The following is a 15,786-nucleotide window of genomic DNA, read 5'->3' as shown; positions in this document are numbered from 1 at the left end:
ATGAGCATCACCACCCTTCTTGTGGCGAACCGCGGCGAGATCGCCTGCCGCGTGATGCGCACCTGCCGCGCGATGGGCATCCGGACCGTCGCCGTCCACTCGGACGCCGACGCCGGGGCCCTCCACACCCGCGAGGCCGACGCCGCCGTACGCCTGTCAGGGGCCACGCCCGCCGACACCTACCTGCGCGGCGACCTCATCGTGAAGGCCGCCCTCACCGCCGGAGCCGACGCCGTGCACCCCGGCTACGGCTTCCTCTCCGAGAACCCCGACTTCGCGCGGGCCGTGCACGACGCCGGCCTCACCTGGATCGGACCGCCCCCGGAGGCCATCGAGGCGATGGCGTCCAAGACGCGCGCCAAGGAGCTGATGGGCATTGAGCCCCTGCGGGACGTCACCGAGGCCGACCTGCCGGTCCTGGTCAAGGCGGCGGCGGGCGGCGGCGGACGCGGCATGCGCGTCGTACGGCGTCTCGCGGACCTGGACGGCGAGCTGGCTGCCGCCCGCGCGGAGGCCGCGAGCGCCTTCGGGGACGGCGAGGTGTTCGTCGAGCCGTACGTGGAAGGCGGACGGCACGTCGAGGTGCAGGTGCTCGGGGACACCTACGGCACGGTGTGGGTGCTCGGCACCCGTGACTGCTCGCTCCAGCGCCGCCACCAGAAGGTGATCGAGGAGGCCCCGGCGCCTCACCTCGCCCCGGGGGTCGCCGAGGAGCTGTACCACCTCGCCGTACGTGCCGCCCGCGCCGTCGGCTACGTCGGCGCGGGAACCGTCGAGTTCCTCGTCGCGGACGACCGGGTCCACTTCCTGGAGATGAACACCCGCCTCCAGGTGGAACACCCCGTGACGGAGGCCGTGTCCGGCGTCGACCTCGTCGCCGAGCAGATCCGCATCGCCGAGGGCCACGCCCTGGGCGACGACGGGCCGCCCGCCCCGCGCGGACACGCCGTCGAGGCCCGCCTCTACGCCGAGGACCCCGCCCAGGACTGGGCACCGCAGACCGGCAGGCTGCACCGCCTCGCCGTCCCCGACTCCGTACGCCTGGACACCGGCTACACGGACGGCGACGACATCGGCGTCCACTACGACCCCCTGCTCGCCAAGGTCGTCGCCCACGCACCCACCCGCGCGGAGGCAATCCGCAAGCTCGCCTCCGCCCTCGACCGCGCGGTGATCCACGGCCCCCGCACCAACCGGGACCTCCTCGTCCGCTCCCTGCGGCACGAGGAGTTCACCGAGGGGCGCATGGACACCGGGTTCTACGACCGGCATCTGCCCGCACTGACCGCCCCCGCCCCCGACCCGCACGCGCCGCTCGCCGCCGCCCTCGCCGACGCCCACGGCCGCTCCCGCTTCGGCGGCTGGCGCAACCTGCCCTCGCAGCCGCAGGTCAAGCGGTACCTCATGGACGGGCAGGAGCACGAGGTCCGCTACCGGCACACCCGCGAGGGCCTCGCGGCCGACGGAGTCCAGGTCGTGCACGCCGGCGCCGACCTGGTGATCCTCGACGTGGACGGCGTACGGCGCCGCTACGAGGTCAGCCGGTACGGCGACCGCGTCCACGTGGGCGCCACCGCCCTCACCGCCCTGCCCCGCTTCCCCGACCCCACGGCCCAGCACGCCCCCGGCTCCCTCCTGGCCCCCATGCCGGGCACGGTCGTCCGCGTCGCGGAGGGCCTCACCGAGGGCAGCCCCGTGGAGGCCGGACAGCCCCTGCTCTGGCTGGAGGCAATGAAGATGCAACACAAGATCACAGCCCCGGCCACGGGAGTACTCACCACCTTGAGAGCCGCCCCCGGCCAACAGGTAGAGCCCGGCACGTTGCTGGCGGTGGTGGAACCCACCTAAGGGGCGCGGGGCTGTGCCTATTTGCGGCTACCGCCGCGTGGGCGCGAGAAACCACAGCGATCCCGCACCCTCCGACCGACGCGAAGCCCCCTCCCCTTAGGAGCCCTCATGCCGTTGATCGAATCAGAAGAGCACAAGGCCCTCCGCGAAGCGGTAGCTACCTTCGCCAGCAACCACCCCCACACCCCCGGCACCGACAACCGCCCCTTCTGGCAGCAAGCAGCCAAGCTCGGCTACATCGGCGTCAACCTGCCGGAGGCATACGGCGGTGGCGGCGGCGGCATCACCGAACTCTCCCTCGTCCTCGAAGAGATGGGCGCCGCAGGCAACCCCCTGCTGATGATGATCGTCTCCCCGGCGATCTGCGGCACCGTCATCTCCCGCTTCGGCACCGAGGACCAGAAACGCCGGTGGCTGCCCGCCCTCGCCGACGGCAGCCGCCTGATGGCCTTCGGCATCACCGAACCCGACGCCGGCTCCAACTCCCACCGCATCACCACCACCGCCCGGCGCGACCCGGACAGCGGCGACTGGATCCTCACCGGCCGCAAGGTGTTCGTCTCCGGTGTCGACATCGCCGACGCCACCCTCATCGTGGGCCGCACCGCCGACGCCCGCACCGGCAAGCTCAAGCCCTGCCTGTTCATCGTCCCGCGCGACGCCGAGGGCTTCCAGCGACGCCCCATCGACATGGAACTCAACGCCGTAGAGAAGCAATTCGAGCTCGTCCTCGACGACGTACGGCTGCCCGCCGACGCCCTGGTCGGCGACGAGGACGCGGGCCTGCTCCAGCTCTTCGCCGGTCTCAACCCCGAACGCATCATGACCGCCGCGTTCGCGATCGGCATGGGCCGCCACGCACTGACCCGCGCCATCGCCTACGCCCGCGAACGCACCGTCTGGAACGCCCCCATCGGCGCCCACCAGGCGATCGCCCACCCTCTCGCCCAGGCGCACATCGACCTCGAACTCGCCCGCCTGATGATGCAGAAGGCCGCCCACCTCTACGACGCCGGGGACGACATCGGCGCGGGCGAGGCCGCCAACATGGCCAAGTACGCGGCAGCGGAAGCCTGTGTGAAGGCCGTGGACCAGGCCGTGCACACCCTCGGCGGCAACGGCCTCACCCGCGAATACGGGCTCGGCCCGCTGATAACCGCCGCACGCGTCTCTCGTATTGCCCCGGTGAGCCGGGAGATGATTCTCAACTACGTCTCCCACCAGACCCTGGGCCTGCCCAAGTCGTACTAGGCACCCGGCCCCCGGCCGTCCTGGAGGAACCATGTTCCGCAGCGAGTACGCAGACGTCGCACCGATCGAACTCCCCATCCACGACGCCGTGCTCGGCCGTGCCGCCGAGTTCGGCAGCACCCCGGCACTGATCGACGGCACCGACGGCACCACCCTCACCTACGAACAGGTCGACCGCTTCCACCGCCGGGTCGCCGCCGGACTCGCCGAAGCCGGCGTGCGCAAGGGGGACGTGCTCGCCCTGCACAGCCCCAACACCATCGCCTTCCCCACCGCGTTCTACGCGGCCACCCGCGCCGGCGCCTCCGTCACCACCGTGCACCCTCTCGCCACCGCCGAGGAGTTCGGCAAGCAGCTCAAGGACTCCGCGGCCCGCTGGATCGTCACCGTCTCCCCGCTGCTCGACACCGCGCGCAGGGCCGCCGAAATCGCGGGCGGCGTCGAGGAGATCCTCGTCTGCGACAGCGCGCCAGGACACCGCTCGCTGATCGACATGCTGGCCTCCACCGCCCCCGAGCCGGTGGTCGACATCGACCCCGCCGAGGACGTCGCCGCCCTGCCCTACTCCTCCGGCACCACCGGCGTCCCCAAGGGCGTGATGCTCACCCACCGCCAGATTGCCACCAACCTCGCTCAGCTCCAGCCACTGATCACCGCGGGCCCCGGGGACCGCATCCTCGCCGTCCTCCCGTTCTTCCACATCTACGGGCTGACGGCCCTCATGAACGCGCCCCTGCGCCAGGGCGCCACCGTCGTCGTCCTGCCCCGCTTCGACCTGGAAACCTTCCTCGCGGCCATCCAGAACCACCGCATCACCGGCCTGTACGTGGCCCCGCCCATCGTGCTCGCCCTCGCCAAACACCCCCTGGTCGCCCAGTACGACCTGTCCTCCCTGCGGCACATCATCAGCGCCGCCGCGCCCCTGGACGCGAGCCTCGCCGCCGCATGCTCGCAACGGCTCGGACTGCCGCCCGTCGGGCAGGCGTACGGCATGACCGAACTGTCACCGGGCACCCATGTCGTCCCCCTGGACGCCATGCACGACGCGCCCCCCGGCACCGTCGGCAAACTCATCGCCGGCACCGAGATGCGCATCGTCTCCCTCGACGACCCCGCCAAGGACCTCGGCCCCGGCGAATCCGGCGAGATACTCATCCGCGGCCCCCAGATCATGAAGGGCTACCTCGGCCGCCCCGACGCCACCACCGCCATGATCGACGGTGGGGGCACCTCCCGCTCGAGCGAAGCCGAGAGTGGGGGAGGCTGGCTGCACACCGGGGACGTCGGCCATGTCGACGACGACGGTTGGCTGTTCGTCGTCGACCGTGTCAAGGAACTCATCAAGTACAAGGGCTTCCAGGTCGCCCCCGCCGAACTCGAGGCCCTGCTCCTCACCCACCCCGGCATCGCCGACGCCGCCGTCATCGGCGTCTACAACGAGGACGGCAACGAGGTCCCGCACGCCTACGTCGTCCGCGGGCCGTCCGCCCCGGAGCTCACCGAGGGCGAGATCATGATGTACGTCGCCGAACACGTCGCCCCTTACAAGCGGGTCCGGCACGTCACCTTCATCGACGGCGTCCCCCGCGCCGCGTCCGGAAAGATCCTGCGCCGCGAGCTCCGCGCGGCGCACAAGGAGCCCTCGTGACCCTGATCGGCCGCACCCGCGCACGGGGCGTCGAAATGCTGAGCCTCGACGCCCCGGAACGCCGCAACGCCCTCTCCGCCGCCCTCGTCGGCGAACTGGCCGCCGCGCTCACCGACGCCGGCCAGGACACCGGCGTCCGCGCGGTGGTCCTCACCCACACCGGCACCACCTTCAGCGCCGGCGCCGACCTGCGCAACCCGCCCCCGCCCGACGCCCTCGTGGGCCTGCTGCGGCAGATCATCGAACTGCCCAAACCCGTCGTCGCGCGGGTCACCGGACACGTCCGCGCCGGCGGGCTCGGCCTCCTCGCCGCCTGCGACATCACCGTCGCCGCGCACACCGCCACCTTCGCCTTCACCGAGGTCCGCATCGGCGTGGCCCCGGCCGTCATCTCCCTGCCCCTGCTGCCCCGCACCGACCCGCGCGCACTCGCCCGCTACTACCTCACCGGGGAGCGGTTCGACGCCGCAGAAGCAACCCGCATCGGCCTGCTCACCGCGGCCGGCGACGACGTCGATGACACCCTCGCCCCTATCCTCGACGGCCTGCGCAAAAGCGCCCCCGAAGCCCTGGCCGAGACGAAACGGCTGCTCACGGCTAGGGTGCTGGAGACCTTCGACCGGGACGCGGCCGACCTGACCGCGCTCTCGGCCCGCCTCTTCTCCTCCGCCCCCGCGCGCGAGGGAATGACGGCCTTCCTCGAACGACGGGATCCGGAATGGGTGATGTGAGCACGGCCGACCGTGCCGAACGAGTCCCCAAGCAGGACCGCAGCCGGGCCACCCGGCAGCGGCTCCTGGAAGCCGCCGTGGCCTGCCTCGCCGAACACGGCTGGGCCGGCTCCACGGTCTCCGTCGTCGCCGAACGCGCCGGCGTCTCCCGCGGAGCCGCCCAGCACCACTTCCCGACCCGCGAGGACCTCTTCACCGCCGCCGTCGAGTACGTCGCCGAAGAACGCTCCACCGCCCTGCGCGCCCTCTTCCCCGAGGGCCCCGAAGGCGCCGCCGCGACCGACCGCCGCGCGGTCGTCGCCGCCCTCGTCGACCTCTACACCGGCCCCCTCTTCCGCGCGGCCCTTCATCTGTGGGTCGCCGCCTCCAACGAGGAGCAGCTCCGCCCGCGCGTCACCGAACTCGAACTGCGCGTCGGCCGCGAGTCCCACCGCATCGCCGTCGATCTCCTCGGCGCCGACGAATCCCGCCCCGGAGTCCGCGAAACCGTCCAGGGCCTCCTCGACATGGCCCGCGGCCTCGGCCTCGCCAACCTCCTCAGCGACGACACCGCCCGCCGCGAACGGGTCGTCGCCCAATGGGCGGCCCTGCTGGAGCAGGCCCTGCGCTGACCCGCCCGCGGATCACGGAGCAAGCCGCTCCACCCGCCAGGCACCGCCCGCCTCGGCGACGTACCGCAGACGGTCGTGCAGCCGGTTCTCCCGGCCCTGCCAGAACTCCACCGAACTCGGCACCACCCGGAAACCGCCCCAGTGCGGCGGCACCGGCACCTGCTCGCCCTCCGGATAACGCGCCGCCAGCCCCGCATAGGACGCGTCGAGCTCCGCACGGCCCGCGATCACCGACGACTGACCGCTCGCCCATGCCCCCAGCTGGGAACCGTGCGGACGCGTACGGAAATAGGCGGCCGTCTCCTCGCGCGCCGTCCGGTGCGCGACACCGGTCACGACGACCTGCCGCGCCATCGGATGCCACGGGAACAGCAGCGACACATGCGGATTCCCGGCCAGGTCACGGCCCTTACGGGACTCGTAGTTCGTGTAGAAGACGAAACCCTCGTCGTCGAAGTGCTTCAGCAGCACCGTCCGCGAACTGGGCCGCCCCTCCGCGTCCGCCGTCGACACGATCATGGCGTTCGGCTCGAACAGCCCCCCGTCCGTCGCGGCCTGCTTGAACCAGCGCGCGAACTGCTCCACCGGAGTGGGGGCCAGGTCGGTCTCGGAGAGCCCCTCGGACCGGTACTGCTTGCGCATGGCGGCGAGATCGAAGGGAGGAACGGCGTCTCGGTCGGTCACGCCGTCATCCTCCCCCATGGGGCACGGCCACGGGAGAGCGGTGTCCTTCATCACGCCATGGCACTCAGTGCCGCGAACCCTCCCCAAAGCTGGCACCCGGGCGTATCGTGCAGGCACTGATCCGGTTGGGTGACCGCCGGCCGGGCATCACAGGGATGACGTCCCGGACCGCGAGTCCACACAGCGTGACCGCGGATCCACCGGACGCACCCGACCGCACCGGATTGACCGACACATGGCCGTCCCATCCCACAACACCATCTGTCACCCACCTCACGAGGAGCCGCCTGATGTCCGACTTCGTACCCGGGCTCGAAGGAGTCGTCGCGTTCGAGACGGAGATCGCCGAACCGGACAAGGAGGGCGGCGCCCTCCGCTACCGGGGCGTCGACATCGAGGACCTGGTCGGGCACGTCTCCTTCGGCAATGTCTGGGGCCTGCTCGTCGACGGAGCGTTCAACCCGGGTCTGCCGCCTGCGGAACCGTTCCCCATCCCCGTGCACTCCGGTGACATCCGCGTCGACGTGCAGTCCGCCCTCGCCATGCTCGCCCCCGTATGGGGCCTGAAACCGCTCCTCGACATCGATGCCGCACAGGCCCGCGACGACCTCGCACGCGCCGCCGTCATGGCCCTCTCCTACGTCGCCCAGTCCGCCCGCGGCCAGGGCCTGCCCATGGTCCCCCAGCACGAGATAGACAAGGCCGAGTCCATCGTCGAACGCTTCATGATCCGCTGGCGCGGCGAACCCGACCCCCGGCACGTCGCCGCCGTCGACGCCTACTGGACCTCGGCCGCCGAGCACGGCATGAACGCCTCCACCTTCACCGCCCGGGTCATCGCCTCCACCGGCGCGGACGTCGCCGCCGCCCTCTCCGGAGCCGTGGGCGCCATGTCCGGCCCCCTGCACGGCGGCGCCCCCTCCCGCGTGCTGCACATGATCGAGGAGATCGAACGCACCGGGGACGCCGAGGCCTACGTCAAGCAGGCCCTCGACAAGGGCGAACGCCTCATGGGCTTCGGCCACCGCGTCTACCGCGCGGAGGATCCCCGCGCCCGCGTCCTGCGCCGCACCGCCCGCGAACTGGGCGCCCCGCGCTTCGAGGTCGCCGAGGCCCTGGAGAAGGCCGCCCTGGCCGAACTGCACGCCCGCCGCCCCGACCGGGTGCTGGCCACCAACGTCGAGTTCTGGGCCGCCATCGTGCTGGACTTCGCCGAGGTCCCGGCGCACATGTTCACCTCGATGTTCACCTGCGCCCGCACCGCGGGCTGGTCGGCGCACATCCTGGAACAGAAGCGCACCGGCCGCCTGGTCCGCCCGTCGGCCCGCTACGTCGGCCCGGGCGCCCGCGACCCCCGCGAGGTCGAGGGCTACGAGGACATCGCCCACTGACCGGCGGCAGCCCCCGAAAACGCAGACGACCCGCGAGTCTGGTTCCCCCCTCGGGGGGAGCCGGCCGGACGTTACCGGCGACTCGCGGGTCGGGTGACTGCGTTGGATTAGGCCGGCTGCGCGCGTCGCTCGCGCGCTGGCTCGGCACCGCACCGGGTGTGGTGACGGGCCACTAGCCCGCAGCCACCTCCGACGTCCGGTATGCATACATGCTCCGAACCACCTCCCTTCCTCGGTAGCCCAAACCCTAGGAAGGAGCGCATCCCGAAGCAACCGGTTTTCCGCAACCTTGTCAGGGGTGGCTGAGCGTGGTCAGGAAGGGCTCGATGGCGGACAGCCAGGCTTCGGGCTGGTCATAGTGGACGAGGTGGCCGGCGTCGGCGACCTCGGCGTACTGGCCGTGGGGGAGGACGCGGACCATTTCCTGGGCCTCCGCGCGGCCGAGTTCGCCGTCGAGGCCGCGGACGACGAGGGCGGGGCAGCGGACCTGGGCCAGTTCCTCCCAGTGGGCGTCGTACACCCAGGTCTCGCGGGAGCGGAGCATCTGGTCGGGGTCGAAGACGGGGCGCCAGCCGTCGGGGGACTCGGCCATCACCTCGGCGTAGAACTCGCCGCGGGCGGGGTTGGGCCGCTCCACCCAGGGGTCGTCCTCGCCGAACCATTTGCGGACGTCGGCGAGGGTGGCGAAGGGGACCGGCCAGGCCTTGAACCACTCGGCCCACTCGCGCTGGGAGGCGGCTCCGAGGGCGGAGGCCCGCATATCGCAGATGATCAGGCCGTTGACCAGGTCGGGGCGTTTGGCGGCGAGTTGCCAGGCGGTCAGGGCGCCCATCGCGTGGCCGATGAGGACGGTGGGGCCGAGGCCGAGCTGTTCGAGGGCGGCCTCGGCGTCGTCGACGTAGGCGTCGCGGGTGAAGGAGGCCTGGGAGGGCTTGTCGCTGCGGCCGTGGCCGCGCTGGTCGAGGGCGACCGCGCGGTAGCGCGCGGAGAGCCGGCGGGCGGTGGAGGCCCAGTGCGAGGCGCGGCCCATGAGGCCGTGGAGTAACAGCACACCGGGTGCGTTCGCTCCGGCGGTTCCCGCCGGTTCGGCCCCGTCCTTGGGCGGGTCGCCGAATTCCCAGGCGGCGAGCCGTACGCCGTCCGCCCCGGTCACGTCGATGCGTCGCGCCATCGTCCTGGCACCCCCCAAGCTCGCTGCCTGCCCACTGCCTGTGTCCTGGCTCTGCCCGTTGCCACTGCCGCAGATTATCGAATGCGTATTCGAAAACGCCTTCTTGCCCGGCAACACCCCTCGATCGAGTGACCTCCGTCGGGGATTGATCGCTGCGACCCAGGGGAGATCTTCAGCGGGAGGCGGACCGCTCGGGGAAACCGGTCCGAGGGGAATGACCCTGAGAGCTCGGGGCTCCGGGTCAGCACAGGGGAGGACAGGCCCCGGCGCCACGCGGCGCCGGGGCTCCTCACGTGGTCACGGCACATCGTCCCGCCCCTCCCCGGCCGGGGTGACATCGCTGTCGGCCCGGCCAAGAGCACCCCTCAGGTCATATGCCTCACGCGACAGCCTTGCACGCGGTTCCGGCGAGCGCTGCGATTCCGCGTACTGGATCTTCGATTCGGCGCGTTCACACCGGCAGGCGGGAACCGTTCGCCCGGTGGACGGTGCGGTCAGGGCTTGGCGACGAACACGTGCGACGCCACGTCGTTCTCCAGCTCCGCCGCCTCGCCGCTGCTGCCCACCAGCACCCCGCCCGCCGACTCCGTCACGCTCACCACCGAGCCGGGCTGTACGCCCGCCCGGCGCAGCGTGTACATCAGCTGCGCGTCGGTCTGGATCGGCTCGCCGATCCGGCGCACGATGACCGTCTTGCCCTCGGCGCCGGGGTCGAGGTCGGCAAGGGACACCATGCCCTCGTCGAGGAACGGGTCGGCGGCGTCCTTCTCGCCCAGCTCCTCGAGCCCGGGGATCGGGTTGCCGTACGGCGACTCGGTCGGGTGCCGCAGCAGCTCCAGCACGCGGCGCTCGACGGCCTCGCTCATCACGTGCTCCCAGCGGCAGGCCTCGGCGTGGACCTGCTCCCACTCCAGGCCGATCACGTCGACCAGGAGGCACTCCGCGAGCCGGTGCTTGCGCATCACACGCGTGGCCAGCCGGCGGCCCTCCTCGGTGAGCTCGAGGTGGCGGTCGGCGGCGACGGACACCAGGCCGTCGCGCTCCATGCGCGCCACGGTCTGGCTGACCGTCGGCCCGCTCTGGTCGAGCCGCTCGGCGATCCGGGCGCGCATGGGGACCACACCTTCCTCCTCCAGCTCGAGGATGGTGCGGAGATACATCTCCGTGGTGTCGATCAGTCCGGACATACATGCCCCTTGATGAGATCTGCGGATTGGCTCTGCCGGAGGCCGGCCTGCTCACCGGCGCGTGCGCTGGCCCAGGACTCAATTCTTACGCATACGGCTGACAACCGGGTCGCGCCGGGGAAACGAGCGGTGCGGAGGCCGGGAAACGGGGCCTTGGGCGCCGTATTGACACGGCACTGGTCCAGACCGCACGGTGATCCACAACACATCACCGCGAAGGGATGCCGTATGAGCGACCGTACGCCGGCCGGTCAGTTCCTGGACGCCGCGATGGACCTGCTCCGGCGGATCCGTGACGAGGAGGCCGACGCCGTGGCGGCCGCGGGGACGATGCTCGCCGACACCGTCGCGGACGGCGGCCGTCTCTTCGCGTTCGGTGCCGGGCACTCCTCGCTCGCCGCGCAGGACCTCGTGTACCGCGCGGGCGGGCTCGCCCTGATGAACCTGCTCGCCGTGCCCGGCGCGGTGGGCGTCGACGTGCGGCCGGCCACGCTGGGCTCCGCCCTGGAGCGTGTCGACGGGCTCGCGAGCGTCGTGCTCGAGTCCTCGCCGCTCCGCGCGGGCGACGCGCTGCTGATCATCTCCCTGTCCGGGCGGAACGCGCTGCCAGTGGAGATGGCGATGAAGGCACGGGGGATGGGTGTGCGGGTCATCGGCGTGACGTCGGTGGCGTACGCGGCGCAGACGTCGTCTCGGCACTCCTCGGGGACGTTCCTGAAGGATCACTGTGATCTGGTGCTGGACTCGGGTATCGCGGTCGGTGATGCGGAGCTCACGCACGACGGGGTTTCCGCGCCGTTCGCTCCGGCGTCGACGGTGGTGACGACGGCGCTGCTGCAGTCGGTGATGGCGACGGTGGCGGCGGTGCTGGCGGATCGGGGGATCGAGCCGCCGTTGCTGCGCTCGGGCAATGTGGACGGCGGCCACGAGTGGAACGCGCGCGTCTTCGAGGAATACGCGGACCGCATCTTCTACGGCCACTGATCTCGCCCCCGCCGCCCCTTCCCATCCCGTCCCCGGGGGCTACGCCCCCGAACCCCCCTATCGGCCCTTCGGGCCTCGTCCTCAAACGCCGGACAGGCTGAATTTTCAGCCCGTACGGCATAATCCCCCGTCCGGCACAATCCAGCCCCTCCGGCCTTTGAGGAGCGGGGGTCCGGGGGCAGCGCCCCCGGAGGTCGGGAACGGGAAAGGGCGGCGGGGGCGAGATCAGGGACGGTCAGTGGTCCGGGCGGGTGAGGGACGCCAGATCCAGGGACGTGGCGATGTGGACCGCCACATCCTCCGCGTACATCGCGTCGAAGCGTTCGAACGCTTGACGCCCCGCCCCCCGCAGAAACGTCACGGCACCCAGCGTCCGCCCCCTGCTCCGCAACACCGTGCACAGCGCGTGCACCGCGTCCGCCGGCCACTGCCGAGCCACCGCCCACGCCCGGGCGTCCTCCGCGGACAGGGAACCCGCCCCGGCCCGCACCGAACCCGCCCGCTCCACGCACTGCACCGCGGGATGCCCCTCGCCGTACCGCACCGGCAGCCCCGCCCGCCCGTCGATGCTGCTGGGCCCCGGCGCACCGGCCGGCGTCGCGGCGACCCGCACCAGCCGCACCCGGCCCGCGTCCCCCACACCGTCGGCCAACCGGTCGATCAGCGCATGGTCGGCGAATCCGGCGAGGGCGAAGTCGAGGTGGACCGTCGCCGCCTCCGCCGGATCCTCGCACTCCGCCGCCGCGCGCGCCGCGCGGTGCAGCTGCTGCGCGCGGAACCGCAGCAGCGACGCCTCCTGCTCGCCCTGCCGTGACTCGGTCACGTCCTGGAACAGCCACCCGACCCCCAGCGGCACCGGCTCCTCCGCGAGCGGCGACGCCAGCCGCACGAACCCGCTCCGCCAGCACCGCCGCCGCTCGCCCTCCGGCGTGCGCACGCTCACCCACAGCTCGGCCGGTGCCGGCGGCGCGCCCTCGGCGAGGACATGGGTGAGGGCGCTCTCCAGCTCCTCCACGCCCTGCGCCAGCAGCTCCCCCAGCGGCCGCCCGAGCACGGACGTCCGCCCGGCGCCCAGCGCCCGCGCGGCGTGCGTGTTCACCACGGCGGGCCGCAGATCGGCGTCGACCAGGACGACGCCCCAGCTCGCGTCCTCCAGCAGCGCCTCGCTCAGCGCGATCGACCGCTCCAGATCGATCTGCGCGTGCACCTCGCTGAACGCGCAGTACACGCCCGCCGGCTTGCCGTCGGGTCCGCGCACGGCCGCGGACTGTGTCCGCACCAGCACCCGGCCGCCGTCCTTCGTCAGCAGCGCGAACTCGTTCACCTGACGGCCCGGCGCGTCCATGGCCGACATCAGCCGCGCCTCGACCTCCTCGGCGTCCGCGCGGCGCACGGCCCACCCGGCGAACCCGGCCCGGCCCACGGCCTCCGCCGCGGTCCAGCCGAGGATCCGCTCCGCCTCACGGTTCCAGTGCGTCACCACACCGTCCGCGTCGAAGGCGCACAGGGCAGCGTCCATGCCGTCGAGGAGCGCGGCGAGGAGATCGGAGCCGTCCGAACCCTCCCGACCCTCCCGCCCGGGCTCGTCCGGCCCCAGCTCGTCGGTGGCCCCACTACGCCGGGAAGCACTCACCTGGACCCCCTGCAGGCTGCGTCCGCACGTACGGCACGACGGTTCTCTCACTTGGAGCCATTCAACTTGAACGTGACTCAGCGCACATGGGCTTCTCGACAAGATTGAGAGAATTGTTGTACGAGCGAGCCGCGTCACCCCGTTCACATGGGAAAAGGTGCCCACCGCGGGGTACGCGTTCCCGTCAGTTTGTGGCGAGTTACCGCTCCCTGCCGCACGCGTAGGCCAGCGGTGACACCAACTCCTCGGCGTCCGGCAGCCACCGGTTCACCGGGGTGGGTCGGCAGGCCCACTGCACGGCCCCGCGGCATCCGAACCGCGTGGGCGGCGCGGCCACGTACGCGCCCTCTCCGAGGACCGTCAGGTCCAGCGACGCCACCGTCCACCCCAGTTTCCGCACCAGGTCGGGAACCTTCGCCGCCGCCCCCGGCAGCACGAAGAACTCCATCCGCCGGTCCGGGGTGAGGGTCACCGGACCCAGTGTCAGCTCCATCCGCTCCATCCGCGCGAGCGCGAGGAAGCCTGCCGTCTCCGGTACGGAGATCGCGTCGAAGGTCCGCCCGGTGGGCAGCAGGATCGAGGCGGCCGGCTGCGGCTGCCACATCCGCCGGACGACGGTGGCGCTGCCGGTCGCCTGGCTCGCCCAGTCCGGGCGCGCCGGGTGCGCGCCGGGGGCCGGGCACGCCCCGTCACCGCACGAACAGCCGTGCACCCCGTCCACGATCTCCAGCCAGGTGCCCGGGAACACGTCCCAGTGCCGTTCCTCCGCGTAGCGAACGGCGGTGTCCAGCAGCGATTCCCCGCGCTGCTTCGGGATCTGTACGGCGTCGGCGCCCGCGATCGTCTCTTCCACGATGAACACAACTACGGCCGTCACCAGGGGTTACGCCCGCCCGTATGCGCGGGGGAGGAGCACCGGTTCCGGCTTCGGGGCGCATGGGTGCATCCGTGGGGGCGCGCGGGAGGATCCGCGTCCGCGCATGGGTAGCCAGGAGGGGGGCCGGCATCAGCCGTTACCCCGGCAATCCTCACATGCTTCGCATTGACGGCACATCGGCGGGGCATTGATCTTCACGGCCGGTTCTTCTCGCCGGGACGTGAGAAGTACGGCCGCGGAAGAACGTCAACCCGGTGCGTGGGCAGGCACCGCAGCCTCAGGGGGTACGCCATGGCCGCAAGGCCTCTCGTCGCGCGGCAGCCGAACGAACGGCTGCAGGCGCTCATCCAGGAAGCCGGATGCTCCAACGCCGGGCTGGCCCGCAGGGTCAACATGTGCGGCGCCGAGCACGGCCTCGATCTGCGCTACGACAAGACGTCGGTGGCGCGCTGGCTGCGCGGACAGCAGCCGAGGGGGCGGGCACCGGCGATCATCGCGGAGGCCCTGGGCCGCAAGCTGGGCCGGACGGTCACGATCGACGAGATCGGCATGGCCAACGGCAAGAACCTCGCGTCGGGTGTCGGTCTCCAGTTCTCGCCGACGGTACTGGGGGCCATCGAGCAGGTCTGCGAGCTGTGGCGCAGCGACGTGGGGCGGCGGGACTTCCTGTCCGGGTCCTCCGTCGCCTCCTCCGCGCTGGTGGAGCCGAGCCGCGACTGGCTGATCTCCGGCCCGGACGGGCAGGTGGCGCGTTCCGCGGGCCCGCGGGTGGGACAGTCCGACGTCGCGGCCGTGCGGTCGATGACGCAGGCGCTGGTCGACCTTGACCACCAGTACGGCAGCGGGCACGTCCGCCCGGTCGTGGTGCACTACCTCAACAGCGTCGTCTCGGGGATGCTCGCGGGTTCGTACCGGGAGGCCGTGGGCCGGGACCTGTTCGCCGCCGTAGCGCGGCTCACCGAACTCGCCGGGTACATGGCCGTGGACACCGGACAGCCGGGTCTCGCGCAGCGCTACTACATCCAGGCGCTCCGGCTGGCGCAGGCGGCCGGTGACCGTGGATACGGCGGATATGTGCTCGCCGCGTCCATGAGCCATCTGGCGGCGCAGCTCGGAAACCCGCGTGAGATCGCGCAGTTGGCGCGGGCGGCGCAGGAGGGCGCACGGGGGCGGGTGACGCCCCGCGCGGAGTCGATGTTCCTCGCGGCGGAGGCGCGCGGGCACGCGCTGATGGGCGACGCGCACTCCGCGCAGGCGGCGGCGGGACGGGCCGTGAGCGCCATGGAGGCCGCCGATCCCGCCTCCGGCGACGACCCGGTGTGGATCGCGCACTTCGACGAGGCCTATCTGGCCGACGAGTTGGCGCACTGCCACCGGGACCTCGGACAGGCCGAGGCCGCCGCGCGGTGCGCCCGCCAGTCCGTAAACGGGCATCCCGAGTCGCGGGCCCGGCGGCGGGCGATCGGTTATGTGCTGCTGGCCACCGCCCAGGTGCAGCAGCGCGACATCGAACAGGCCTGCAGTACGGGCCTGAAGGCGGCCGGGCTGCTCCACGGCCTGCGGTCCAACCGGGGCGCCGAGTATCTGGAGGACCTCCAGCAGCGGCTGGAGCCGTACCGGGAGGAGCCGGTGGTACGGGAGTTCGGGGCGCGGATGGAGCTCCAGGCGGCGGCGTGACGCCGGTGACCGGGCGGGGCGACGGAGAGGAGGGGACGTAATCAGCGTGCGGTGACCTGGTTTTGTTACCCCGCTCACAGGGCAGGAGATGCG

13 protein-coding genes are annotated in these 15,786 nt (G+C 72.0%); 8 read left to right on the top strand and 5 right to left on the bottom strand.

Annotated features, from left to right (window positions below):
• The 5 genes from AB0L56_RS13945 to AB0L56_RS13925 all read left to right on the top strand — a co-directional run bounded on the left by AB0L56_RS13945 (position 1) and on the right by AB0L56_RS13925 (position 6,089).
• On the top strand, positions 1-1,848 hold the full coding sequence (locus tag AB0L56_RS13945; RefSeq protein ID WP_365422732.1) for a biotin carboxylase N-terminal domain-containing protein: 1,848 nt from the start codon (positions 1-3) through the stop codon (positions 1,846-1,848).
• Between the two features lie 108 nt (positions 1,849-1,956).
• A complete protein-coding gene (locus AB0L56_RS13940; RefSeq protein ID WP_365422729.1) occupies positions 1,957-3,099 on the top strand; it encodes an acyl-CoA dehydrogenase family protein in 1,143 nt (380 codons plus the stop codon).
• Positions 3,100-3,130: 31 nt separating this feature from the next.
• Positions 3,131-4,747 carry a 4-coumarate--CoA ligase family protein gene (locus AB0L56_RS13935; RefSeq protein ID WP_365422726.1) on the top strand — a complete coding sequence of 539 codons (1,617 nt, stop codon included), beginning with the start codon at positions 3,131-3,133 and terminating at the stop codon, positions 4,745-4,747.
• Positions 4,744-5,478: an enoyl-CoA hydratase family protein gene (locus tag AB0L56_RS13930; protein ID WP_365422723.1), complete on the top strand. Its 735-nt coding sequence runs from the start codon at positions 4,744-4,746 to the stop codon at positions 5,476-5,478. The genes AB0L56_RS13935 and AB0L56_RS13930 overlap by 4 nt, the downstream gene beginning before the upstream one ends.
• The gene (locus AB0L56_RS13925; RefSeq protein ID WP_365422720.1) at positions 5,466-6,089 is read left to right on the top strand and encodes a TetR/AcrR family transcriptional regulator; all 624 of its coding nucleotides are present in this window, start codon (positions 5,466-5,468) and stop codon (positions 6,087-6,089) included. Before AB0L56_RS13930 ends, AB0L56_RS13925 begins: the two co-directional genes overlap by 13 nt.
• Before the next feature lie 12 nt (positions 6,090-6,101).
• Here the strand turns inward: AB0L56_RS13925 and pdxH are convergent, their stop codons facing one another.
• The gene (gene pdxH / locus AB0L56_RS13920; protein ID WP_365422717.1) at positions 6,102-6,791 is read right to left on the bottom strand and encodes a pyridoxamine 5'-phosphate oxidase; all 690 of its coding nucleotides are present in this window, start codon (positions 6,789-6,791) and stop codon (positions 6,102-6,104) included.
• Between the two features lie 272 nt (positions 6,792-7,063).
• Here pdxH and AB0L56_RS13915 point away from each other — a divergent pair, with 272 nt between their 5' ends.
• Positions 7,064-8,164: a citrate synthase 2 gene (locus tag AB0L56_RS13915; RefSeq protein ID WP_361037009.1), complete on the top strand. Its 1,101-nt coding sequence runs from the start codon at positions 7,064-7,066 to the stop codon at positions 8,162-8,164.
• A gap of 292 nt (positions 8,165-8,456) precedes the next feature.
• Here AB0L56_RS13915 and AB0L56_RS13910 read toward each other — a convergent pair whose 3' ends face one another.
• Complete coding sequence (locus AB0L56_RS13910; protein ID WP_365422713.1) at positions 8,457-9,335, bottom strand: alpha/beta hydrolase; 879 nt, start codon at positions 9,333-9,335, stop codon at positions 8,457-8,459.
• A gap of 494 nt (positions 9,336-9,829) precedes the next feature.
• Positions 9,830-10,522, bottom strand: coding sequence for a metal-dependent transcriptional regulator (locus tag AB0L56_RS13905; RefSeq protein ID WP_361037006.1), 693 nt, complete (start codon positions 10,520-10,522; stop codon positions 9,830-9,832).
• A 228-nt stretch (positions 10,523-10,750) separates the two neighbouring features.
• Here AB0L56_RS13905 and AB0L56_RS13900 point away from each other — a divergent pair, with 228 nt between their 5' ends.
• Entirely contained in the window at positions 10,751-11,506 is a 756-nt protein-coding gene (locus tag AB0L56_RS13900) for an SIS domain-containing protein (protein WP_365422710.1), read from the top strand.
• A 235-nt stretch (positions 11,507-11,741) separates the two neighbouring features.
• Here the strand turns inward: AB0L56_RS13900 and AB0L56_RS13895 are convergent, their stop codons facing one another.
• Together AB0L56_RS13895 and AB0L56_RS13890 are read right to left on the bottom strand one after the other, a co-directional pair.
• Positions 11,742-13,139: a PAS domain-containing protein gene (locus tag AB0L56_RS13895; RefSeq protein ID WP_365422707.1), complete on the bottom strand. Its 1,398-nt coding sequence runs from the start codon at positions 13,137-13,139 to the stop codon at positions 11,742-11,744.
• Positions 13,140-13,338: 199 nt separating this feature from the next.
• Positions 13,339-14,001 (bottom strand): bifunctional DNA primase/polymerase, encoded by a 663-nt coding sequence (locus AB0L56_RS13890; RefSeq protein WP_365422705.1) that lies wholly within the window; start codon positions 13,999-14,001, stop codon positions 13,339-13,341.
• Positions 14,002-14,307: 306 nt separating this feature from the next.
• Here AB0L56_RS13890 and AB0L56_RS13885 point away from each other — a divergent pair, with 306 nt between their 5' ends.
• Positions 14,308-15,693 (top strand): transcriptional regulator, encoded by a 1,386-nt coding sequence (locus tag AB0L56_RS13885; protein ID WP_365422702.1) that lies wholly within the window; start codon positions 14,308-14,310, stop codon positions 15,691-15,693.
• Positions 15,694-15,786 lie beyond the last annotated feature (93 nt).

The organism is Streptomyces sp. NPDC052079, from assembly GCF_040680275.1.
Taxonomy (GTDB): Bacteria; Actinomycetota; Actinomycetes; order Streptomycetales; family Streptomycetaceae; genus Streptomyces.
This window is presented reverse-complemented; position numbering and strand designations above follow the sequence as displayed.

Bases quoted from the DNA above. Each gene is read 5' to 3' on its own strand.
- AB0L56_RS13945 (WP_365422732.1), top strand. From the start codon at position 1: ATGAGCATCACCACCCTTCTTGTGGCGAACCGCGGCGAGATCGCCTGC.
- AB0L56_RS13940 (WP_365422729.1), top strand. From the start codon at position 1,957: ATGCCGTTGATCGAATCAGAAGAGCACAAGGCCCTCCGCGAAGCGGTA.
- AB0L56_RS13935 (WP_365422726.1), top strand. From the start codon at position 3,131: ATGTTCCGCAGCGAGTACGCAGACGTCGCACCGATCGAACTCCCCATC.
- AB0L56_RS13925 (WP_365422720.1), top strand. From the start codon at position 5,466: ATGGGTGATGTGAGCACGGCCGACCGTGCCGAACGAGTCCCCAAGCAG.
- pdxH (WP_365422717.1), bottom strand. From the start codon at position 6,791: ATGGGGGAGGATGACGGCGTGACCGACCGAGACGCCGTTCCTCCCTTC.
- AB0L56_RS13915 (WP_361037009.1), top strand. From the start codon at position 7,064: ATGTCCGACTTCGTACCCGGGCTCGAAGGAGTCGTCGCGTTCGAGACG.
- AB0L56_RS13910 (WP_365422713.1), bottom strand. From the start codon at position 9,335: ATGGCGCGACGCATCGACGTGACCGGGGCGGACGGCGTACGGCTCGCC.
- AB0L56_RS13905 (WP_361037006.1), bottom strand. From the start codon at position 10,522: ATGTCCGGACTGATCGACACCACGGAGATGTATCTCCGCACCATCCTC.
- AB0L56_RS13900 (WP_365422710.1), top strand. From the start codon at position 10,751: ATGAGCGACCGTACGCCGGCCGGTCAGTTCCTGGACGCCGCGATGGAC.
- AB0L56_RS13885 (WP_365422702.1), top strand. From the start codon at position 14,308: ATGGCCGCAAGGCCTCTCGTCGCGCGGCAGCCGAACGAACGGCTGCAG.